Annotated in this window: 20 protein-coding genes; 17 read left to right on the top strand and 3 right to left on the bottom strand. The window is 62.3% G+C overall.

All coding sequences use genetic code 11. From position 1 onward, the window contains the following. The first annotated feature begins 8 nt into the window (after positions 1 to 8). Both FKM97_RS03315 and lpdA read left to right on the top strand, forming a co-directional pair. Positions 9 to 431, top strand: coding sequence for a VOC family protein (locus FKM97_RS03315; RefSeq protein WP_170240718.1), 423 nt, complete (start codon positions 9 to 11; stop codon positions 429 to 431). 11 nt (positions 432 to 442) lie between these two features. Continuing rightward, a complete protein-coding gene (lpdA, locus tag FKM97_RS03310; RefSeq protein WP_143957686.1) occupies positions 443 to 1,846 on the top strand; it encodes a dihydrolipoyl dehydrogenase in 1,404 nt (467 codons plus the stop codon). Between the two features lie 33 nt (positions 1,847 to 1,879). On the opposite strand, the gene secA is transcribed toward lpdA, so the two are convergent. Beyond that, positions 1,880 to 4,627 carry a preprotein translocase subunit SecA gene (gene secA, locus FKM97_RS03305; protein ID WP_143957685.1) on the bottom strand — a complete coding sequence of 916 codons (2,748 nt, stop codon included), beginning with the start codon at positions 4,625 to 4,627 and terminating at the stop codon, positions 1,880 to 1,882. Between the two features lie 429 nt (positions 4,628 to 5,056). Here secA and FKM97_RS03300 point away from each other — a divergent pair, with 429 nt between their 5' ends. The 3 genes from FKM97_RS03300 (at position 5,057) to FKM97_RS03290 (ending at position 7,721) form a co-directional block, all read left to right on the top strand. Next, positions 5,057 to 5,968, top strand: coding sequence for a peptidylprolyl isomerase (locus tag FKM97_RS03300; protein ID WP_170240717.1), 912 nt, complete (start codon positions 5,057 to 5,059; stop codon positions 5,966 to 5,968). 75 nt (positions 5,969 to 6,043) lie between these two features. Continuing rightward, positions 6,044 to 7,288, top strand: coding sequence for a bifunctional glutamate N-acetyltransferase/amino-acid acetyltransferase ArgJ (gene argJ, locus FKM97_RS03295; RefSeq protein WP_428977888.1), 1,245 nt, complete (start codon positions 6,044 to 6,046; stop codon positions 7,286 to 7,288). 34 nt (positions 7,289 to 7,322) lie between these two features. After that, positions 7,323 to 7,721: a (deoxy)nucleoside triphosphate pyrophosphohydrolase gene (locus FKM97_RS03290; protein WP_143957682.1), complete on the top strand. Its 399-nt coding sequence runs from the start codon at positions 7,323 to 7,325 to the stop codon at positions 7,719 to 7,721. 9 nt (positions 7,722 to 7,730) lie between these two features. Here FKM97_RS03290 and FKM97_RS03285 read toward each other — a convergent pair whose 3' ends face one another. Beyond that, entirely contained in the window at positions 7,731 to 8,633 is a 903-nt protein-coding gene (locus FKM97_RS03285; RefSeq protein ID WP_143957681.1) for a methyltransferase domain-containing protein, read from the bottom strand. A 143-nt stretch (positions 8,634 to 8,776) separates the two neighbouring features. On the opposite strand from FKM97_RS03285, the gene FKM97_RS03280 reads away from it, so the two are divergent. Genes FKM97_RS03280 through FKM97_RS03265 form a run of 4 tightly spaced genes read left to right on the top strand, consistent with a single transcriptional unit; the run spans position 8,777 to position 11,161 of the window. Beyond that, positions 8,777 to 9,535, top strand: coding sequence for a ComF family protein (locus tag FKM97_RS03280; protein ID WP_246104908.1), 759 nt, complete (start codon positions 8,777 to 8,779; stop codon positions 9,533 to 9,535). 51 nt (positions 9,536 to 9,586) lie between these two features. Further along, the gene (grxC, locus tag FKM97_RS03275) at positions 9,587 to 9,847 is read left to right on the top strand and encodes a glutaredoxin 3 (RefSeq protein ID WP_143957680.1); all 261 of its coding nucleotides are present in this window, start codon (positions 9,587 to 9,589) and stop codon (positions 9,845 to 9,847) included. A 4-nt stretch (positions 9,848 to 9,851) separates the two neighbouring features. Then, positions 9,852 to 10,721 carry a carbon-nitrogen hydrolase family protein gene (locus tag FKM97_RS03270; protein WP_143957679.1) on the top strand — a complete coding sequence of 290 codons (870 nt, stop codon included), beginning with the start codon at positions 9,852 to 9,854 and terminating at the stop codon, positions 10,719 to 10,721. Further along, positions 10,718 to 11,161, top strand: a complete 444-nt coding sequence (locus FKM97_RS03265) for a DUF1178 family protein (RefSeq protein ID WP_143957678.1) — start codon at positions 10,718 to 10,720, stop codon at positions 11,159 to 11,161. Before FKM97_RS03270 ends, FKM97_RS03265 begins: the two co-directional genes overlap by 4 nt. Here the strand turns inward: FKM97_RS03265 and ubiG are convergent. Then, positions 11,158 to 11,910, bottom strand: a complete 753-nt coding sequence (gene ubiG, locus FKM97_RS03260) for a bifunctional 2-polyprenyl-6-hydroxyphenol methylase/3-demethylubiquinol 3-O-methyltransferase UbiG (protein WP_143957677.1) — start codon at positions 11,908 to 11,910, stop codon at positions 11,158 to 11,160. The genes FKM97_RS03265 and ubiG overlap by 4 nt on opposite strands. Positions 11,911 to 12,063: 153 nt before the next feature. Between ubiG and FKM97_RS03255 the strand changes: the two genes are divergently transcribed. From FKM97_RS03255 to FKM97_RS03225, 8 genes are all read left to right on the top strand, one after another. After that, complete coding sequence (locus tag FKM97_RS03255) at positions 12,064 to 13,314, top strand: aspartate kinase (RefSeq protein WP_143957676.1); 1,251 nt, start codon at positions 12,064 to 12,066, stop codon at positions 13,312 to 13,314. A gap of 85 nt (positions 13,315 to 13,399) precedes the next feature. After that, a complete protein-coding gene (gene ptsP, locus FKM97_RS03250; protein WP_143957675.1) occupies positions 13,400 to 15,661 on the top strand; it encodes a phosphoenolpyruvate--protein phosphotransferase in 2,262 nt (753 codons plus the stop codon). Positions 15,662 to 15,809: 148 nt separating this feature from the next. After that, positions 15,810 to 16,874 (top strand): helix-turn-helix domain-containing protein, encoded by a 1,065-nt coding sequence (locus FKM97_RS03245; RefSeq protein WP_143957674.1) that lies wholly within the window; start codon positions 15,810 to 15,812, stop codon positions 16,872 to 16,874. Between the two features lie 93 nt (positions 16,875 to 16,967). Then, a complete protein-coding gene (gene prfA / locus FKM97_RS03240) occupies positions 16,968 to 18,050 on the top strand; it encodes a peptide chain release factor 1 (RefSeq protein WP_143957673.1) in 1,083 nt (360 codons plus the stop codon). Further along, the gene (gene prmC, locus FKM97_RS03235; RefSeq protein WP_246104932.1) at positions 18,040 to 18,930 is read left to right on the top strand and encodes a peptide chain release factor N(5)-glutamine methyltransferase; all 891 of its coding nucleotides are present in this window, start codon (positions 18,040 to 18,042) and stop codon (positions 18,928 to 18,930) included. The genes prfA and prmC overlap by 11 nt, the downstream gene beginning before the upstream one ends. 485 nt (positions 18,931 to 19,415) lie before the next feature. Then, positions 19,416 to 20,597, top strand: coding sequence for a DUF4167 domain-containing protein (locus FKM97_RS03230; RefSeq protein ID WP_143957671.1), 1,182 nt, complete (start codon positions 19,416 to 19,418; stop codon positions 20,595 to 20,597). Positions 20,598 to 20,765: 168 nt separating this feature from the next. After that, on the top strand, positions 20,766 to 20,915 hold the full coding sequence (locus tag FKM97_RS26190; RefSeq protein WP_170240716.1) for a hypothetical protein: 150 nt from the start codon (positions 20,766 to 20,768) through the stop codon (positions 20,913 to 20,915). A 161-nt stretch (positions 20,916 to 21,076) separates the two neighbouring features. Continuing rightward, a complete protein-coding gene (locus FKM97_RS03225; protein WP_143957670.1) occupies positions 21,077 to 22,183 on the top strand; it encodes a TRAP transporter substrate-binding protein in 1,107 nt (368 codons plus the stop codon). Positions 22,184 to 22,207: the final 24 nt, after the last annotated feature.

Here is a 22,207-nt window from a genome sequence, read left to right as displayed (position 1 = left end):
AACTAGCAGTGCCTCCGCTTGTCCCCCATCTGACGGTGAAGGGCGGGGGCAAGGCGCTCGACTTCTACGAAGCAGCGTTCGGGGCCGTGCTGAAGAGGAAGGTGATGGCGGATGACGGGGAGCGTGTGCTGCACGCCGTCATCAACATCCATGGTGGCCAAGTCTATATTTGCGACGAGTTTCCCGAATTCGGCCCCAATGGCACACCGGCGCCGGCCACGCTAGGCGGCACCCCCGTGGCGCTTCAGCTCCATTTCACATCGGCGCGTGATGCCGATGCCGGATTCGACAGGGCGATCCAGGCCGGTGCCGAGATGGTCGTGGCGATGAAGGATGCCCCTTGGGGTGATCGTTACGGACGGATCCGGGATCCGTTCGGCCATATCTGGTCCCTGAGCGGTCCTTTGGGCAAACATCAGGATACCGAGTAGAAAGGTTTGAGATGGCGGAGAGCTTCGATCTCGTGGTTATCGGGACCGGCCCAGGCGGCTATGTGTGCGCGATCCGTGCGGCGCAGCTGGGATTGAAGGTGGCCGTCGTGGAGAAAAACCCCACATTCGGCGGAACTTGCCTGAATATCGGCTGCATTCCCTCGAAGGCCTTGCTTCATGCAAGCGAGGAATTCGAGAAGGCCGCTCATCATTTCGCCGAGATGGGAATCAAGATCGAAGCGCCCAAGCTCGATCTCGCCACGATGATGGCGTTCAAGGACGACGGCGTCTCTGGGAATGTGAAGGGCGTCGAGTTCCTTCTGAAGAAGAACAAGGTCACAGCCTTCAAGGGCAAGGGCCGCATTCTCGGTGCCGGCACGGTCGAGGTGGCAGACGGCGACAAGACCGAGACCATCGAAACAAAAGCGATCGTGATCGCGACCGGGTCGGACGTCACACGCCTCAAGGGTGTCGAGATCGACGAGAAGCAGATCGTCTCTTCGACCGGCGCGCTCACTCTCGATAAGGTGCCGGAGAAGCTGGTCGTCATCGGCGCAGGGATCATCGGTCTCGAACTCGGATCCGTCTGGCGGCGTCTGGGCGCGCGGGTCACGGTCGTCGAGTTTCTGGATCGCATCACGCCTGGCATGGATGCGGGCATCTCCAAGGATTTCCAGCGTCTCCTGAAGAAGCAGGGCATCGATTTCCTGATGTCGACCAAGGTCACGGGAGTCGAAAAGCAGAAGAAGGGCCTGAAGGTGACCACGGAGCCGGCGCAAGGCGGCGAGGCCACCGTGCTCGATGCCGATGTCGTACTCGTCGCGATCGGACGGGTGCCCTTCACTGAGGGCCTCGGCCTCGATGAGGCCGGCATCAAGCGCGACGACAGGGGCCGTGTCGACGTCGACGATCATTTCCAGACCAGTCTCGCCGGCGTCTATGCCATCGGCGACGTGGTCCGCGGCCCCATGCTGGCCCATAAGGGTGAGGACGAGGGTGTGGCCGTTGCCGAGATCATCGCCGGCAAAGCCGGGCATGTGAATTACGGCGTCATTCCCAGCGTCATCTACACCTCGCCCGAGGTGGCCAGTGTCGGGCAGACCGAAGAAGAGCTCAAAGCCGCGGGAATCGATTACAAAGTCGGCAAGTTTCCCTTCATGGCCAATGGTCGCGCCAAGGCCAATCGCACCACCGACGGCTACGTTAAGTTTCTGGCGGATTCGAAAACCGACCGGGTGCTCGGGTGCCACATCATCGGCACCAATGCCGGTGAGATGATCCACGAGGTTGCCGTTCTGATGGAGTTCGGCGGCTCATCAGAAGATCTCGCCCGCACCTGCCATGCCCACCCGACCCTCTCAGAGGCCGTCAAAGAGGCTGCGATGGCCGTCGAAGGGCGCGCCATCCACATGTAGATCAGACGGCCTGATCCGGACGTCGCGTCCGGCTCAGGCCTGAGCTCCATGACAATGCTTGTATTTCCGTCCTGACCCGCAGGGGCACGGCGCGTTGCGCTGAACTTTGCCCCATGTCGCGGGATTATTCGGATTCAGGGCTACCGGTTCCGCCGCCATCCGCGAGGGGCCGCCCCATTGTGCGCCGCCGGCAAAGGCGAGCGCGGGCTCGTTCATCTCGTCCTCGCCGGTAAACGGATTGGCATGATGGGCCTCCATCATCGGGAGTTCATCATGCTCCAGGAATTCCGGAGGGACGTCCTGCGCGAGCTCGACACGCATCAGCTGGGCGGTCACCGCTTCGCGTAGTCTGGCAAGCACGGATTCAAAGAGGGTAAAGGCCTCGGTCTTGTACTCGTTCAGCGGATCGCGCTGAGCGTATCCGCGCAGACTGACGGCTTGACGCAGGTGATCCAGGGTCACGAGGTGCTCGCGCCACAGATGGTCCAAGGTCTGGAGCAGAACGGCCTTCTCGATCTGCTGCATGATGTCCGGTGTGTAGCGCTCCCGCTTGGCCTCGTATCCGCCATTCACATGGGTCGCGATGCGCTCGCGGATTTCCTCGTCCGCGATGCCTTCTTCCTTCGCCCAATCCTCGATCGGCAGATCATAGGCCAGCACTTCGATGACGCGTTCATGCAGCCCAGTCACATCCCATTGCTCGGCATAGGCGCGCTCGGGAATGTGCTCTGCCACCAAATCATGGATGACCTGGTGGCGCATGTCGTCGACGGTGTCCGAAATCTCCTGGCCACGCATGATCTCGATACGCTGCTCGAAGATCACCTTGCGCTGGTCGTTCATGACGTCGTCATATTTGAGGACGTTCTTGCGGATGTCGAAGTTGCGTGCCTCGACCTTCTGCTGCGCCTTCTCAAGAGCCTTGTTGATCCAGGGATGGATGATCGCCTCACCTTCCTGGATGCCGAGCCGCTGCAGCATGGTGTCCATGCGCTCGGAGCCAAAGATCCGCATGAGGTCGTCTTCAAGGGACAGGAAGAAACGCGAATGTCCCGGATCGCCCTGGCGTCCCGAACGGCCCCGCAGCTGATTGTCGATGCGGCGACTCTCATGCCGCTCCGTGCCCACGACATAGAGGCCTCCCGCGGCGAGCACCGTCTCCTTGTGCCTGGCCACTTCCTCCCGTATCGCCTGAGCGCGGCGAGCGAATTCCGCTTCATCCGTCACGTCGGAAAGCTCGGCTGCAATCCGCATGTCCGCATTGCCACCAAGCTGGATGTCGGTGCCGCGACCGGCCATGTTCGTGGCGATCGTCACGGCGCCCGGGACGCCGGCCTGAGCGATGATCTGGGCTTCCTGCTCGTGGTAGCGGGCATTCAGAACGCTGTGAACGACCTTCTGCTCCTTGAGCATGGCAGACAGGACTTCGGACTTCTCGATCGAGGCGGTGCCGACCAGCAGGGGCTGGCCGCGTTCGCGGCACTGCTTCACCAGCTCGATGATCGACAGATATTTCTCGCGGGCCGTCCGGTAGACTTCATCATCGTCATCGATCCGCTTGACGGGCAGGTTGGTCGGTATCTCCAAGACCTGCAGCTTGTAGATGTCGTCAAACTCGTTGGCCTCCGTCGCGGCCGTGCCGGTCATTCCGGCGAGCTTCTTGTAGAGGCGGAAGTAGTTCTGGAAGGTGATCGAGGCGAGGGTCTGGTTTTCGGGCTGAATCTGCACCCGCTCCTTGGCCTCGAGCGCCTGATGAAGACCCTCGGAATAGCGGCGACCGGGCATCATGCGGCCCGTAAACTCGTCGATGATGATGACCTGGGCATCCTTAACGATATAGTCCCGGTCCTTCTGGAAGAGCTTATGGGCCCTCAGGGCCTGATTGATGTGGTGGACGACGGAGACATTCTCGACGTCATAGAGCGAATCGCCCTCCAGCATGCCGGCTTCCTGCAGCTGGCTTTCCAAGAGCTGGTTGCCGTCTTCCGTCAGCGAGACCGTCTTCTGCTTCTCGTCGACCTCATAATGCTCCGGCAGAAGCAGGGGAATGAAATCATCGACTTTGAGGTACAGCTCGGAGCGATCTTCCAGGGGACCGGAGATGATCAGAGGCGTCCGCGCCTCATCGATCAGGATCGAATCGACCTCATCGACGATCGCGAAGACATGTCCGCGCTGGACCATGTCCTCGAGATGGAACTTCATGTTGTCGCGAAGATAGTCGAAGCCGAACTCGTTGTTCGTGCCGTAGGTGATGTCGCAGTGGTAGGCCTCGCGCCGCTGCTGGTCGTCGAGGCCGTGAATGATGCATCCCACCGTCAGCCCAAGGAATTTATAGACGCGCCCCATCCATTCCGCGTCGCGGCTGGCCAGGTAGTCGTTCACCGTCACGACATGCACGCCCTGGCCTGTCAGGGCGTTGAGATAGCCGGGGGCGGTCGACACCAGCGTCTTGCCCTCGCCGGTGCGCATCTCCGAGATCTTGCCCTCATGCTGGACCATGCCGCCGATGAGCTGGACGTCGAAATGCCGCTGCCCCAAGACCCGCTTGGCGGCTTCGCGAATCGTGGCGAATGCCGGCACGAGCAGGTCATTGAGGTTCTTTCCGGCCGCGAGCTGCTCGCGAAATTTCACTGTCTGCCCCCGAAGCTCCTCGTCCGTGAGGCGCGCGATCTCCGGTTCCATCGCGTTGATGGAGGCGACTGTGTCGTAATAGCGCTTTAGCCGCTTCTCGTTGGAGGTTCCAAAGATCTTCGAGGCAAGCGCTGAGAAGGAAACCATAGGCAGAGTCCTTGTGGCCGCTGATGTCGGCTGCAATGCATCCCGCACGTTTTCCGCCGTGTTCTACTGGAGCGGCGCAATCCGTGCAATTTGCGATCTCGTCGCGACCCGTCGACATTGCAAGGCGCTCAGGCCTCAGACCAGGAGTGAAGCAAATGCGGCAAAGGGTAACGATATGGCACATCACATAGAACGGGAGACGTTCACTTTCAATTGACGAAGCAGCTCGTGAGGCGTCTCGACGCTGCATCGGGGACAGGTTTCCATGCTTGCATGCCGGGACCTTTATCGCCATTGTTCGGGCATGCGACATGGAGGTTGGGCCAGTTGGACGCGAGATCCCTGGCACATTGTCGCCGAAATCTGGGTTCAAGAGGGCTCCAGCATGGCGCGCAGACAAGTGCGGCCGGCAGAGGATTGGGAGAAACCATGACGTTGAAGAAGGGACTGTGCTCCGTCGCAGCAGTCGCAATCGCTTTGACCCTATCGCCGATGGCGATGGCGCAGCAGGTTCCCCCCGAGGATCCCGTCGTCGCCAAGGTCAACGGATACGAGATCCATGCCTCCGAGGTGAAGCTGGCTGCCGACGATCTCCCGCAGCTCTCGGAAGTGCCCCCGCAGCTGCGCTATGCCTTCGTGGTCGAATACCTCATCGAACGTCACCTGATGGCTCAGGAGGGCGTCAAGGAATCGATCGCCGATACGAACGAGTACAAGCGCCGGCTCGCTTTCTATCAGGCCAAGGCGCTTCGCGACGCCTTCTTCCAGGCGAAGATCCAGCCGACAGTGAAGGAAGAGGAAGTCCGCAAGATCTATGACGAGCAAGCGGCCAAAGTGAACGCCTCCGAGCGCGTTCATGCCAAGCACATCCTCGTCGACACCGAAGAGCAGGCACAGGACGCGCTCACCAAAATCAAAGCGGGCGCGAATTTCGAAGACCTTGCCAAGCAGATCAGCAAGGACGGGTCCGCCCAATATGGAGGCGACCTCGATTTCTTCAGCGCTGACGAGATGGTTCCGGAATTTTCCCAGGTCGCCTTCGCGCTTAAGCCGGGTGAGATTTCGGATCCCGTGAAGACCCAGTATGGCTGGCATATCATCAAGGTCGTCGAGCGCAAGCAGGGAGGCGCGGAACCCTATGAGAAGGTCAAGAACGGTCTGACGCTCATCGTCCTCCGGCAAAAGGTCCAGGAGAAGGTGGCCGAGCTCCGCAAGGCTTCGGACGTGGAGCTCGTGGATCCCGATCTGAAGCGTCTCAAGACCCAGATGGAAGAGATGCAGAAGGGCCAGCAACCCACGCAACCGGGACAACCACCGGCGCAGGCGAAACCGGCGCAATAGACGACACTCTCCGCAGCGCTATGATATGAAAAACCAGCGGCATGCCAACCGGGCATGCCGCGTTCATTTGTGGACATGCTCATGGCGACCAAGCTGCCCGTATCTCCTCTTGCCCCCGACTCAAATCCTTCGCTGAACCCCATCGCCGGCGTCCGCCTTGCGGCCGTCGAGGCCGGGATACGCTACAAGGGACGGACCGATTTGATGCTGGCGGTGCTGCCCCCGGGCACCGTGGCCGCAGGGAGCCTCACCCGCTCCAAGACCGCATCCGCACCCGTCGATTGGTGCCGCCAACAGCTTGGCCATGGCGGCGCCCGCGCCCTGCTGGTCAACTCCGGCAATGCAAATGCCTTCACCGGCCGGATCGGCGACGAGGCCGTCGCGATCTCGGCCGACGCCGTCGCGCGGGCCGTAGGATGCCGGCGTGAGGAAGTCTATCTCGCCTCGACCGGGGTCATCGGCGAGCCCCTGCCCACGGCGCCCATTCTCGCGGCCCTCGACAGTCTTGCCGCTGCGGTCGACGAGACGAAATGGGCCGAGGCCGCCCGGGCGATCATGACCACCGACACGTTCCCCAAGAGCGCCACGGCCACGGCCCGGCTCGGGGGCAAGTCCGTGACCATCAACGGCATCGCCAAGGGCTCCGGCATGATCGCCCCGGACATGGCGACCATGCTGGCCTTCCTCTTTACCGATGCAGCCCTGCCTCAGCCGATCCTGCAGGCTCTGCTCACGGCGAGCGTCGACAAGAGCTTCAACTGCACCACGGTGGACGGGGACACGTCGACCAGCGACACGGTGCTGATCTTCGCCACCGGACAAGCCGGCAATGCGGCCGACGTCTCCGAGACGGATCCGGAACTGGATGATTTCCGCCAGGCCTTGGACACGGTCACCCGGGAACTGGCCCTGCTCGTCGTTCGCGATGGCGAGGGCGCACAGAAGCTGATGACGATCACGGTCACGGGAGCCGAGAGCGACCTCGCGGCTCGACGGATCGGGCTGACGATCGGCAATTCGCCGCTGGTCAAAACGGCAATCGCCGGGGCCGATGCGAATTGGGGAAGGATCGTCATGGCAGTGGGCAAGTCGGGGGAGGCGGCATCGCGCGACAAGCTCCGCATCGCCATCGGCGGGATCCAGGTCGCCGTCGCCGGCATGCGCGATCCCGACTATCACGAGCCGGATGTCGTGCCGCATATGAAGGGTCGCGACATCACGATCGACGTCGATGTCGGCGTCGGCGACGGGCGTGCCACGGTCTGGTCCTGCGACCTGACCCACGGCTATATCGACATCAATGCGGATTATCGCAGCTGAGACCGACAGTCGAAGCCGCCGGGGTGCCTGGCCGATGAAGATGGTCCTGGTGGCAGCTTGCGCTCTCGTGGACGCCGATGGCCGGGTGCTGCTTGCGAAGCGCCCGGAAGGCAAGGCCTTGGCTGGTCTCTGGGAATTTCCCGGCGGAAAGGTGGAGCCGGACGAGACGCCGGAGATCGCCCTGATCCGAGAGCTGCGGGAAGAGCTCGGGATCGAGGTCTCCGCCGCCTGTCTGGCGCCCTTGACGTTCGCCAGTCATGCCTATGAGCACTTCCATCTGTTGATGCCGCTTTATATCTGCCGCCGCTGGTCGGGCACTGTTGCCGCTCAAGAGGCTCAAGAGCTGGCCTGGGTCAAGCCGCAGCGGATGCGGGACTATCCCATGCCCCCCGCCGATCTGCCGCTCATCCCGCATCTGCGGGACGCTCTCTGAGGCCTTCAGCTAGCGCGCGGGAAAGTTCTTCTCGACGGTCTGCAAGGCATCGGCGAGCCGAGCCGTGGCGCTCCCTGGGCGCAGCGGCTTCTGCTGGCTCTCGTGGGGAGCCCAGCCCGTGAGGTACAAGACCTGGAAGGTCGCCCTCACCTTTCCATCGGGGTCGGAGAAGTGGGCGGCGTAATGCTCGCAGGCCTTCATGAGGACGCTGCGCGTCAGGGGCCGGCGGCTCCGGTCCACCATCGCGTTGGTCGCGCCCAACAGCCGCAATTCGCGCATCAAGGCGAGCGGGTCGGGATAGCGGACGGTCAGGCGATCGGAGTCCACCACCGGCAGAGCGAAGCCTGCGCGCTGCAGCAGTGCTCCCGCATCGCGGACATCAAGGAAGGGCGAGACCCGCGGGGCGGCACCGAACGGACTGTCGGCCTCGGCCATCAGCAAGGATGTCCGCAGCTCGAACAGAGTTTCGCCGCCAAAGAGAGCTGCGAGAAGCAGACCATCCGCTTTCAATGCCCGCCGCATCTGAACGAGACTTCCGGGAAGGTCGTTGATCCAGTGGAAGGCCAGACCACTGACGAGACAGTCGAGGCTTTCCGGCGCCAAGGGCAGAACTTCATCATCGCAGACGAGGTCGGCATCGTTGGCTGCCGCGACATCGGCGACGATCATGCGTTCGATCCGTCCCGCTGACGCCAGGCCCCGCGCGATGTGAGCGGCACCGGCCCCCATGACCATGCCCATCTCGAATGTGCGGTTGATCAAGGCCAGCCTGTCGGCCAATTCCGGAATCACCGCGTCCGTGAGGAAATCCACATCCTTCAACTGCCGGAGCGCCCGTGACCTCCTGGCACGTACGAGGCGCCGGTCAAAGACGATCGGAAAGGCGTTACCGGAATCGGGCGTCGGCTTCATAGAACTCAATATGGCCCTGACGGCCCAAACCGCCAGAGCGCTTGTGGAAGAGCTGTGGATTTCCTTTGGAGGAAATGTGGATAGCTTTCGGGGACCTTGCTTTCGATCACCGGGCTCCGGCGTGATTGGCGAGGAGGTCGGGGATGGACTCTCTTTTCAACATCGCCGGCAGCATGGGCCGTCTCGTCGTGGATCTCGTGCTGCCGCCACAGTGCCTCTCCTGCAAAGAGGAGATCGCGACGCCGCGCGCTCTGTGTGCATCGTGCTGGCAGAAACTGACGGTCATCGACGCACCGCTCTGCAATCGCCTTGGAGTGCCGTTCGCCTATGATCCGGGCGAGGGCGCGGTGAGTGCCCTGGCGCTGGCACGGCCCCCGAAGTTCAATCGAGCCCGCGGGGCCGTGATCTTCGACGACGTCTCCCGGACGCTCATTCATGCCGCCAAATACGGGGACCGGCATGAAGTGTTCGAGCTGATGAGCCGGATGATGGCGCGATCCGGTGCTCAGCTCTTGAGAGAATGCGACCTCATCATGCCGGTGCCCCTCCACCGGGGACGACTTTGGACGCGGCGTTACAATCAGTCGGCCGTGCTCGCTCAGCGGCTTGCAAAGCTGAGCGGGCGCCCGGTCGACCTGTTTTCGTTGAGGCGGGTGAAAGCGACGCAGTCGCAGACGTCCCTCAACGACCATGCGCGGCGCAAGAACGTGAAGCGAGCCTTTGCCATTTCGGAGAAGGGCCGCGCGCGGATCGAGGGTCGCCGCATCGTGTTGGTGGACGACGTCCTGACGACCGGGGCCACCACCGAAGCCTGTGCGGAAACATGCATGAAAGCGGGGGCCAGAGCCGTTGACGTGCTCGTCTTCGCGCTTGTGTTCGACCCCGCCCGCATCCATATATGACGATCGGAAGGCGCATTTGCGTCACATGGTCCCCGTGCTGCCGAGTGATCCATGCCTAAAGTGACGATCTATACGACGAGCTTTTGCCCGTACTGCCATGCTGCCAAGGATCTCCTCGGCAGAAAGGGCGTGCCATTCGAGGAGATCGACGTCTCCGGTCAGCCCGAATTGCGGCAGTCGATGACCCAGCGCGCCAATGGACAGCGAACCGTGCCCCAGATCTTCATCGGTGAGACACATGTGGGCGGATTTGACGACATGAACGCCATGGACCGTGCGGGCAAGCTCGACCCCTTGCTGCAAGCGTCTTGAGGCCATGGTGACCGATCAAACGGCCAGCACATTCACCGTCGCCTGCGTGCAGATGTGCTCCGGCCGCGACGTGTTGCTCAACATCGAGGCCGCCGAGGCCTTGATCACCGAAGCCGCCCGCTCTGGCGCCGAATTCATCGGAACGCCGGAGATGACGTCGATCATCGAACAGGACAAGCAGAAGCTGCTTGCGAGCCTTACCGCTCCCGAGGAAGACATCGCGCTTGCCAGACTGTCGGCGCGGGCGCGTGAACTCTCCATCTGGCTGCTCATCGGCTCCCTGCCGGTCAAAGTCGGCGCCAAGGCGGCGAATCGCTCCTTTCTCATCAACCCGCAGGGCGAGGTCGCAGCCTGGTACGACAAGATCCACATGTTCGATGTGGATCTGGCCAATGGGGAGAGCTATCGCGAGTCGAACAGCTTCGAACCAGGAGACAGGGCCGTGGTGACGGATCTGCCATGGGCCACCCTGGGGATGACCGTCTGCTATGATCTGCGCTTCCCCCACCTTTACCGCAGCCTTGCGGAGCAGGGTGCCTCGGTGCTGACGGTCCCGGCCGCCTTCACGCGGCAGACGGGAGAAGCCCACTGGCACATCTTGTTGCGGGCTCGGGCCATCGAGAATGGCGCCTTCGTGATCGCCCCTGCCCAGGGCGGGACCCATGACAGCGGTCGTGAAACCTATGGTCACAGCCTGATCGTGTCGCCATGGGGAGACGTGCTCGCGGAAGCCGGGACCGAACCTGGAGTGATCCTGGCGGAGGTCGACATGGCGGCGGTGCGTCAGGCGCGTGGGCGTGTGCCGTCCCTCACCCATGGCCGGCGGTTTTCCGTGGCCGAAGACAGCCGAGGGAAGCTCAAGGTCGCCTCATGATCCGTTATGACCTGATCTGCAGCGAGGGCCACGAATTCGACGGGTGGTTCGGGAGCATTGCCGGCTTCGACCGGCAGCTGGACGCCTCCCTCGTCACCTGCCCTCATTGCGGGACGGCGGACGTCAAGAAAGCGATCATGTCTCCCAGCGTCGGGGGCCAGGCTCAAAGTCCGGTGGAGGCCGCGAGCTTCGTCGCCGCCCCGGCGCCGGATCCACGGTTGGCCGCCATGATCGAGGCGCTGCGCAGCATCAAGAAGCATATCGAGGCGAATTCGGAGAATGTCGGCCCCCGTTTCGCCGAAGAAGCCCGCAAGATGCATTACGACGAGGCCGAACAGCGCAGCATCTATGGCGAGGCCACTGCGGAGGATGCCCATGCGCTGGTCGAAGAGGGAATCCAGATCCAAGCTCTGCCGAGACTGCCCGAAGACGGCAATTAGATGCGTTCCGCCAGCATCATGTAGTTGACGGAGCTATCCTCGGAGCGTTTCCAGCTCGAGGCCAGCGGGTTGTAAATGACCCCCGTCACATCCCGGGTCGCCAGCCCTGCTGCGACCGTCATGGCTTCGAGCTCTGCGGGCGTTATGAACTTCTCCCATTGATGGGTGCCGCGCGGGAGCCAGCCCAGCACATACTCGGCGCCGACAATGGCCAAGGCAAAGGACCTGAGGCTCCGATTGATGGTCGCGATGAACATCAGACTCCCCGGAACCAGCATTTCGGCGCAGCGGGCGACAAAGTGCTCAGGGTTCGCCACATGTTCAATGACCTCCATGTTGAGGATCACGTCGAAGCGCTCGCCCGCATCCGCCAATGCTTCGGCCGTGGCGACGCGATAATCGATGGCGAGGCCCTGATCTTCCGCGTGCACCTGGGCGGTGCGAATATTCTTTTCTGCGGGATCGACGCCCACAACAGTCGCTCCCAACCGTGCCATGGGTTCGCAGAGCAGGCCGCCGCCGCACCCTATGTCCAGGATGCGCAGTCCCGCGAAAGGCTTGAGGGAGAGGTCGTCTCGGTCAAACTGGGCGCAGAGCTGGGATTTGATGTAGCCCAGGCGCACAGGATTGAACTTGTGCAAGACCGCAAACTTGCCCTTGGGGTCCCACCATTGCGCCGCCAGGGCCGAGAATTTTGCGACCTCACCGTCGTCGATCGTCGTTCGTTTTACGGAGCGGGGCGTTGCCATGGATCCTTCTCGCTTTTTATCGCCACGTACTAATTGCATATCCGAGGGGCGATGAGTATGACTACGGCCGCCGGCTGGGGTCAGATTCTCTCATATGTCGGGTCACAATTCATCTAAGGGTCGCGGCTCTTTGCGCCGCGTCAAAGGCGGGTCATGGGCCGTCTGGTCATGAAGTTCGGCGGGACGTCGGTTGCGGATATCGCCCGCATCCGCAATGTCGCGCGCCATGTGGCCCGAGAGGTCAATGCCGGTCACGAAGTCGCCGTCGTCGTTTCCGCCATGGCCGGCACGACGGACCGGCTGGTGGGCTGGACACGCGAGGCCGCCGCCCTCCACGATGCGCGCGAATATGATGCCGTCGTTGCATCGGGTGAGCAAGTGACCGCGGGCCTCACCGCCATCGTCCTGCAGGAGATGGGCATTCCCGCCCGATCGTGGCAGGGTTGGCAGGTCCCGCTCGAAACCGATGGAATGCACGGCGCCGCCAGGATCATGCGGATCAACCCCGTGGGCATCATCGAGCGCTTTGCCCAAGGCCAGGTTGCCGTCATGGCCGGCTTCCAGGGGATCAGCACCGATGGGCGGATCACGACACTGGGACGCGGCGGCTCCGACACGAGTGCGGTCGCTCTGGCGGCTGCATTGAATGCGCGATGCGATATCTATACGGATGTCGACGGCGTCTACACGACGGATCCTCGGATCGTTGCCAAGGCGCAGAAGATCGCTAGGATCTCTTACGAAGAGATGCTCGAAATGGCTTCGCTCGGGGCGAAGGTCCTACAGACGCGATCCGTCGAATTGGCGATGGTCTATCGCGTGCCCCTGCAAGTGCGATCAAGCTTCGAGGCGCCGGACTCGCCGAACCAGAACACCAGCGATGGCGGCGGGCCAGGCACCCTCGTTTGCGATGAGGAAGACATAGTGGAACAGCAAGTCGTCACCGGCATCGCCTATTCCCGGGATGAGGGCAAAGTGACCGTGGTGCGGGTCCCCGACCGGCCTGGCGTCTCCGCTGCCATTTTCGGTCCCCTGGCGGATCGGGGCATCAGCGTCGACATGATCGTTCAGAATGTGTCCGAAGACGGGCTGACGGACGTGACCTTCACCGTGCCCCAGAAGGATCTCGACCGCGCCCTGAAGGCGATCGACGAATCCAAGGACATGATCGGCTATGAGAGGATCCGCTCGTCCCAGGACGTGGCGAAGATCTCGGTCATCGGCGTCGGCATGCGGAGCCATGCGGGAGTCGCCGCCGACATGTTCAAGGCGTTGGCTGAAAAGAGCATCAACATTCAGGCCATTACGACCTCTGAGATCAAGGTCAGCGTTTTGATCGATGCGGCCTATACTGAGCTGGCCGTACGCACGCTGCATACGACTTACGACCTGGACGGGGAGTGACTGTGGCTGGCATGAGAGCCCGGATCGAACGATGGACGACGCCCATTAAACCGGCCGCAGACATCAGCGGAGGGGATGCACCCTGATGCCAGTATCCGCAGCTGGCCCGCGTATTCTGCTCAGGCGGCTGCGCGAGGTTATGGCGGAGCCGGAAGCTGCGCAGAAGCGGCTCGACAAGATTGCCGCTCTGATTGCCTCCAACATGGTCGCGGAGGTCTGCTCGATCTATGTCATGCGGCCGGGCGGAGTCCTTGAACTCTATGCGACCGAGGGATTGAACCCGACTGCCGTTCACCAGAGCAAACTGCGGATCGGCGAAGGCCTCGTCGGCACCATCGCCGCCCAGGCTGAGTCACTCAACCTGCAAGACGCCCACACTCACCCCGCGTTCAAATATCTCCCGGAAACCGGCGAAGAAATCTACAAATCCTTCCTTGGCGTTCCCCTGCTTCGCGCCGGCCTCACTTTGGGCGTCCTCGTCGTCCAGAATCGCACCTCTCGCCTCTATAGCGAGGATGAGGAGGAGGCCTTGCAGATCACGGCGATGGTATTGGCCGAAGTGATTGCTTCGGGCGAGCTGGAGAATATCGCAGCCGATGTCGAGGTCGACGTCGCGCATGTGAGGTCCCATCACATCAAGGGAGAGGCCCTGGCGGACGGCATCGCACTGGGCCACGCGGTCCTGCATGAACCCCGCGTCATCGTCACCAATCTCATCGCCGAAGACATCCCGGCTGAGATGCTTCGCCTCAATACCTCGATCGCCGAACTGCAGCATTCGATCGATGCGATGGTTCAGGGCCTCGAGGCTCCGCGAGGCGATCACCGCGATGTGCTCGAAACCTATCGGATGTTCGCCCATGATCGCGGCTGGCTCAACCGGATGCAGGAGGCGGTGCGTACGGGGCTTACGGCGGAAGCCGCCGTCGAGCGCGTCCATAGCGACAACCGCGCCCGGATGCTGCGGCAGAAGGATCCCTATCTCCGGGATCGGCTGCATGATTTCGACGATCTGGCCAACCGGCTGCTCCGGGTTCTGACGGGACAATCGCGCACTGCTGCCTCCGGTGATCTGCCGAAGGACGCAATCCTGGTGGCGCGGACGATGGGACCCGCTGAGCTTCTCGATTACGACCGGCTAAAACTGCGCGGCGTCGTCCTGGAGGAGGGCGGTCTGACCAGCCATGTGGCGATTGTCGCGCGCGCCCTTGGAATTCCTTTGGTCGGCCAAGCTGCGGGCGTCATCGATGTCGTCGACACCGGCGATGCCATCATCGTCGACGGCGGCGGCGGCGAAGTGCATGTCAGGCCTTCCGGCGACATCGAGCAGGCCTATGCCGAAAAAGTGCGCTTCTATGCGAAGCGCCAGGAACAATATGCCGCATCGCGGGATATCGCTCCGGTCACGGCGGACGGCGTCCGCATCACGATGTCCATCAATGCGGGGCTGCTGGTCGACCTTCCGCATCTGGTCGAGTCGGGAGCCGACGGCATCGGGCTGTTCCGCACCGAGCTGCAGTTCATGATCTCCTCCTCGTTTCCGCGCATGGACGAGCAGGTGGCGCATTATCGAGGCGTTCTCGATGCCGCCAGCGGCAAGCCGGTCGTTTTCCGCTCACTCGACATCGGCGCCGACAAGGTCCTTCCGTATCTCCGTCAGGCCAAAGAGGAAAACCCGGCATTGGGGTGGCGCGCCATCCGCATGGCTCTCGACCGCCCGGCGTTGATGAAGCTGCAGCTGCGTGCGCTGCTGAAGGCCGCCGGCGGCCGGGAATTGGCCGTGATGTTTCCCATGGTGGCCGAGGTCGACGAGTTCCGCCGCGCGCGGGAGCTTCTCGACGAGCAATATGATTATCTCGCCGGCAAAGGATACGAGCTGCCGAAAGTGGTTCGCGCCGGGACCATGATCGAAGTCCCTGCCCTGGTCTGGCAACTCGACCGTTTGATGGAGCTGGTGGATTTCGTCTCGATCGGATCGAACGATCTGGTGCAGTTTCTGTTTGCGAGCGACCGTGGCCATCCCCGGCTGGCCGGTCGTTACGATCCGCTGAGCCCTGCACCCCTCTCGATCATTCGCGATATCGTCCGTGCGGGGATCACTTATGGGGTGCCGGTCAATCTCTGCGGCGAAATGGCGGGGCGGCCGATCGAGGCGATGACGCTGATCGGACTGGGCTTGCGGTCCATTTCGATGGCGCCTGCTGCCGTGGGTCCGGTCAAGGAGATGATCCTCAAGCTGAGGGCCGACAAACTGGCCGAATACCTGATCCCCTTGCTGGAACTGCCCGAGCACAGCCTGCGGCCCTATATGATGAAATTCGCCCGGGACAATGAAATTCCCGTTTAAGGTGGTATTTTAGGGGTTACGGTTAACGCTGTTTATCAATTGCTTACCTTTCTCGGTCATCTTTCACGCATGAGTTGGGCGTGATGACGGGGTGACCCCGGATTTGCCGCCTGACTATCCGCTGGCAGTACAGGCGAGACCGGGATCCATGGACTCGATCAATCAATCCCACCCGACGACCGAACGGAAAACTTCGCCGGCACGTCGACCCGACAAGAGCAATCCGGCTGCCGAAGTCGGTTGGTTCCTGCGCCGCGAACGCGAGCGTTTCAACTGCTCGCTTGAAGATGCAGCTCTCGCGACGCGGATCAATCGCCGCTATCTTGCTGCAATCGAGGACGGTGACCTCATTGCGTTTCCAGATCCCGACGATGCCCTGCGGTATCTGACGACTTATGCGTCATTCCTGGGCTTCGAACCCGCACCCTTGGCACAGCATTACGTCACGGTGCTGGATCGCATCCGGATCCACAGCCCGGCCGAGCGTGCTTTGCGCAGCACCGGCAAAGTGGTGGCCTTTCCAGGGATCGGCACACTTCGATCCAGTACGATGGGCGTGCTCTTGGCCGTTTTCGTGGCGACAGGCATCTTCGGCGGTGCGGCGTGGATCATTATTCCGGGACTGACAGGCGGCTCCTCCGGGTCCCTGCCCGTCGTGCGGGCGGATGGCACTCCTGTCGAGGTCGGCGACCCTATCACTACGGCGAGCGTGAATAGCGGTGCCGACGATACGGCGGCCACCGAGACAGCTCCTCAAATGGAGCCGGCGGCTGACAATCTCACGTCTCAGGATGCCGCTCCGGCCGGGGGCACACCCGCGGGGGATGATGAGCTCGGCGGGCTGACAGAATTCATCCAGCAGAATGTTTCGGGGACCGTAGCGACCGAGCCGGTGTCGAAGCCTTCCGCCAGCAAAGACCAGCAGAGCCGTGTCTTCGGAACGGAGAACGACAATTCCCGCTTGGTTCTGAAAGCCAATGCGCCGGTCTGGGTGCGCATCGAGGATCGTCAGGGCAATGTGGTGCTGACGAAGACGATGATGGTGGGCGACGCCTACCGGGTGCCCAACCGAAATGATCTGGTCGTCATCGCTCGCGACGGCGGTGCCCTGACCTATATCGTGGACGGCAAAGAGAGCGGCACTCTCGGCGCTCCGGGCGAGATCCTCGTGGGTCGCTCACTGGATCTCGCTGCCCTGAACAAGAAAAGCTGACCCGGCAGCGCGTTTTGCTTTAGAACGCAGCGAACGAAAAAGCTGAGGATCGTTGGCGGTGACCCGTCAGCGGTCCCTTATGGTTTTTAACTCATGTTGAAAAGCGACAAGCTCGACCGGATGCTCGACCGGTTCCGGACCATCGAGGCGGAGCTGTCTGGCGGCCCCGAGGCAAGCCAGTTCGTCAAGCTGTCCAAAGAATATGCGGAACTCGAGCCTGTCGCCCAGGCTGCAGAGGCCCTGCGGCGTGCCATGACCGAGAATGACGAGCTCGCCAAGCTGATCGAGGCTCCCGACACCGACCGGGAGCTCAAGTCGATGGCGGAGGAGGAGCGGGCGGAACTCGCCCAGCGGCTGGAGGCCCTCGAACGCTCGGTCAAGCTGCTGCTGATCCCGAAGGATGCGGCGGACGAGCGGAACGTCATCCTCGAAGTTCGGGCCGGGACCGGTGGTGACGAGGCTGCTTTGTTCGCCGGCGATCTCTTCCGCATGTATCAGCGCTATGCCTCGCTAAAGGGCTGGACCGTGGAGGTCCTGACGGCGAGCGAGGCGGAAATGGGCGGCTATAAGGAAGTCATCGCCACGATCGCCGGCCGCGGCGTGTTTGCCGACCTCAAATTCGAGTCCGGTGTGCATCGGGTGCAGCGCGTCCCGGAGACGGAGAACCAGGGGCGCATTCATACGTCCGCCGCGACGGTGGCCGTGCTTCCCGAAGCCGAAGAGGTCGACATCGCCATCGATGAAAAGGATCTGCGCATCGATGTCTATCGCTCGAGCGGGCCCGGTGGCCAGTCCGTCAACACGACGGACAGCGCCGTGCGCATCACCCATCTGCCGACCGGCGTCGTCGTCACGCAGCAGGATGAGAAATCCCAGCACAAAAACAAGGCGAAGGCGCTGAAGGTCCTGCGGGCGCGTTTGTATGATCTTGAGCGCGAACGGCTTGATTCGGCGCGCTCGGCGGCCCGTCGCGGGCAAGTCGGCTCCGGCGATCGGTCCGAGCGCATCCGCACCTATAATTTTCCGCAGGGAAGGGTGACCGACCATCGCATCAATCTGACCCTCTACAAGCTCGATCAGGTGATCCGCGGCGACGCGCTGGGTGAGCTCATCCAGGCGCTGGTGACCGAGCATCAGGCCGGGCTTCTGGCAGAGGCCGAAGGTGATGGCGCATAGGGTCGACTGCGACATATCGCTCGGACATTTGTTGCGTCGAAGTCGGGATCGGCTTCGTGCGAGCGCCAATGGGACGCCCGACCTCGATGCCCGGCTCCTGCTCCTCGCGGCAACCGGCGTCTCGCACGAAGCCTTCATTGCCGATCCTGATCGCATCGTTTCTCAGGAAGACATCGAGCGACTCGAGGGGCTGATCGACCGGCGGCTGGCGGGTGAGCCCGTTTCAAGAATTCTCGGCGCTCGGGAATTTTACGGACGGAAGTTCGCCCTTTCGGCGGCCACGTTGGATCCCCGGCCCGATACCGAGACGCTGATCGACCAATGCCTTGCGATCGTCGATGTCATGGGCTGGCGGGACAAATCCTTGCGCCTTCTCGATGTGGGCACGGGGAGCGGAGCCATCATCATCACTCTGCTCGCTGAACTGCCGCATGCCTCCGGCGTCGCCACGGACCTGGAGTTCGACGCGCTGATGATGGCGCGCGCCAATGCGGAAAGGCTTGGGGTGGGCGAGCGGCTGTCCCTGGTGCAGTGCAACTGGATGGACACCTTGTCGTGTCGCATGGATGTAATCCTCTCCAATCCACCCTATATACCGACCAACGACATCGCGACGTTGAGCCCCGAGGTCCGGTGCCATGATCCCTTGTTGGCTCTTGACGGTGGCCTCGATGGCCTGGACGCCTATCGGCATCTCGTCCCCTCAGCCAGAGATCTCCTGAACCCCGGGGGGTGGGTGTTGCTGGAAACAGGCGATGGGCAGGCAGATGCCGTTTCGGAGCTTTGCGGATTGTGCGGATTTTCAGCACATCCTGAAGTTGCTCCGCAGGCCCGGGATCTGGCCGGTCTGGTGCGTGTGGTAAGCATGCAACTCGCTTGAACGAGTTGAGGTGCGGCTAAAAAAGGGGTTGGAAAGCAACCGGCTAACCGCTAACGTTTCAACAGTTGAGGGCGACCGAGAGAAGCCCCCGAACGACATTTGAGGCCTGAGAGCCAGAGCGACGCTGATGGCGTCTCACGAAATTCCGGCATAGCGACTTGGCAAAGATCTCTTGATGTCGCGTGTTTTCGATCTGTGGGGACGAGCTTCAGCAGGTCAGGGCGCATGTGCGCTCCGCGCTCAGGGCACATGGGCTGGGGTATCGAGCCAAGGCAAATAAATACGAGCTGAGAAAACTGCCGCCGCTTCTTTGACTGCGGCTAGTGTCCGGACGCTCTGTGTCGCTTGAGATTGATCGCGCACGAGAAGGACCCACTCCAGCCCGGTTCACACGAATTCCGAGGCGTGATCTGCCGATCGCTCCTCCGGAGGGTGGAGTTTGACGTATTGCCCATTATGAACTTAAGCAAAGAGTGTTCACGCCAATGAGACAAGGCCAGCACAACAACAACAATAACAATAACAATAAGCGTTCGCGTAACAGAGGACGCAGACAGCCCAATCCGTCTACGCGGGTGTTCGAGTCGAACGGGCCCGACGTGCGGGTGCGCGGCACCGCATCCCATGTTGCTGAAAAATATTTGACCCTTGGTCGTGACGCACAATCCTCCGGCGACATCGTCCAGGCCGAAAACTATTTTCAGCACGCCGAGCATTACCTCCGCATCGTTTCAGCGACCCAGGCCTATCTGCTGCAGCAGAATCCAGAGCTTGGACGCGCTGGGGCCGAGGATGACGACGAAGGTGACGGCGACGACTTCAACGATCGCAGCGACACCCAGTTTGGACAGCGCGGCGGCGAGTATCGGCAGGAAGAGCGCCAACAGCCCCGCGAGCAGCGGTCCGAGTGGCGCGAGACGCGTGGCGATGGTCAACGCGACAATCGCGATGCCCCGCGTGGCGACGGTCAACGCGACAATCGCGATGCCCCGCGTGGCGACCGCAGCAGCCCGCGCCCGGAATGGAGAGAGAACCGGCCCGATCGCGAGCCCCGGGGGGAGTGGCGCGACAATCGCGGCGCCGATCGTCCCGACAACCGTCAGCCTCGGGAAGTGCGCGAACCCCGTGAAGTCCGGGAGCCGCGTGAGGTCCGTGAGCCGCGCCGGGAGTTCGAACCGCGCGATGCTCGCGAGCCGAGGCGGGATGGCGAGCAGCGTGAGCCGCGCCGTGAATTCGAGCCGCGCCGGGACAATCGCGACCGGCCTCGCCGTGAGCCGCGCGAGGGTGGCCAGCGAGATTTCAATCAGGCCCGATCACAGCCCGCCGAGGCGGCACCGTCAGAAGTCGTAGAGCAGATTTCCCTGTTGCCGGCGGACAACATTCCCCAGGCGGCGCCCAGCATGGAGGTCAAAGAGACGAGGGAGGCCAGTGCGGCGCCCGTGTCTTCTGAAGCCGCCGACGTGCCGGCCAAGCCCAAGCGGGCTCCCCGGGCCAAGAAGGCGGCCGCGGCGCCGGTGGACGTTGCCACCGATACCGAAGGTGAAGCGGTTGTCGCGGCGAAGCCCGCCACGCGCCGCAGGCGGAGCCCCTCCGCGGCGACGGGCGAGTCGACCGCAAAGACGGAAGCTCGCGACGATGCCGAGGAGCTGGAGACGAACGCCGGGTAGGTTTCCTTTCACTCGAAAGGGGCCTTCAGGCTCACAGGGCGCGTCTTTCGAGACGCGCCTTTTTTGTGCCTTGGGATGCCCGCATGATCCTGATCGGGACCTTCGTTCATCTTTCGGTAAGAAGCTTGCAGCCAGATGGGGGCAACTTCTTCTTTATGACGGATCATCATGAGCAAACGAGCACGCGACATCATCCTTTTCGGGTCGCTCGCAGTCGGAGCAGTTTGCTTCATCCTCGGGAGTGGCGAGGATGCTTTCGCGTTCTCTCGCCTGATCGAGGCGGCCGACACGGCGTTCAGCACGATCTTCAGCCGTTGAGTCCGATCCCGGGTCCCGGGTTTTCGGCACAGGCATAGACTTTGGTTGCAGAGCTCCGGCGTTGCTGGCGCTTGTGTTTGGCCGACCCTTGCGTTTTTAATGCGGGCACGCTCGCCGGCCGTCCGGGGAGACAAAAAGCCCTTTTGGGAGGATACCGTTTCATGGATCGTCGTACGCTCATCAAAAACGCCGGACTGGTCACCGGCGCTGCGGCTGCTGCCGCCATACCACTGGCTGCACCGGCGATTGCCCAGGACGCCCCGGTCGTCAAATGGCGCCTGACCTCGAGCTTTCCGAACACACTGGACACCATCTTCGGCGGCGCCAAGGTCCTCTCCGAAGCCGTCTCGGCCATGACCGACGGCAAGTTCACCATCGACGTCTTTCCTGCAGGCGAGCTGGTTCCCGGCCTTCAGGCCCTGGATGCGGTCCAGAACAACACCGTCGAGGCGGCCCATACGGTCTGCTATTACTATGTAGGCAAGGATCCGACCTTCGCGATCCCCTCCTCGATTCCCTTCGGGCTCAATGCGCGCCAGCAGAATGCATGGCTCTACCACGGCGGTGGCAATGAGCTCGTGAACACATTTCTGAGCAAATACAACGTCGTCGGCATGCCGGGCGGCAATACGGGCACCCAGATGGGTGGCTGGTTTCGCCGCGAGGTCAACAGCCTCGCAGATCTCAACGGCCTGAAGATGCGCATTGCCGGCATTGCAGGACGCGTGCTGCAGCCACTGGGTGTCGTTCCACAGCAACTTGCGGGCGGCGACATCTATCCTGCTCTCGAGCGCGGCACGATCGATGCCACGGAGTGGGTCGGGCCCTATGACGACGAGAAGCTCGGTTTCTACCAGGTGGCCAAGTTCTACTATTATCCGGCCTTCTGGGAGGGTGGACCGACCGTCCACTTCATGTTCAACAAGGAAAAGTTCGAGGCGCTTCCGCCGGCCTATAAGGCCGCGCTCGACACGGCTGCCAAGGCGGTCAACATCAACATGCTGGCGCTCTACGACGTCAAGAACATGCAGGCGATCCGCAGTCTGGTGGGCAAAGGAGTTCAGTTGCGGCCCCTGCCCCGCGATGTCCTCGATGCCTCCTATACCCAGGCCTTCAAGCTCTATGACGAGCTCACCGCGAGCAACGAGGCCTGGAAGGCCATCTACGAGCCCTGGAAAACCTTCCGCTCGCAGGCCTATGAGTGGTTCAGGGTCGCCGAATACACCTATGACAGCTACGTCTACGGTCAGCAGGCGGCCGGCAAGTAACTCATAACTCACTGACGGAAAAGG

This window comes from Rhodoligotrophos appendicifer, from assembly GCF_007474605.1.
In the GTDB taxonomy this organism is placed as follows: Bacteria; Pseudomonadota; Alphaproteobacteria; order Rhizobiales; family Im1; genus Rhodoligotrophos; species Rhodoligotrophos appendicifer.
This window is presented reverse-complemented; position numbering and strand designations above follow the sequence as displayed.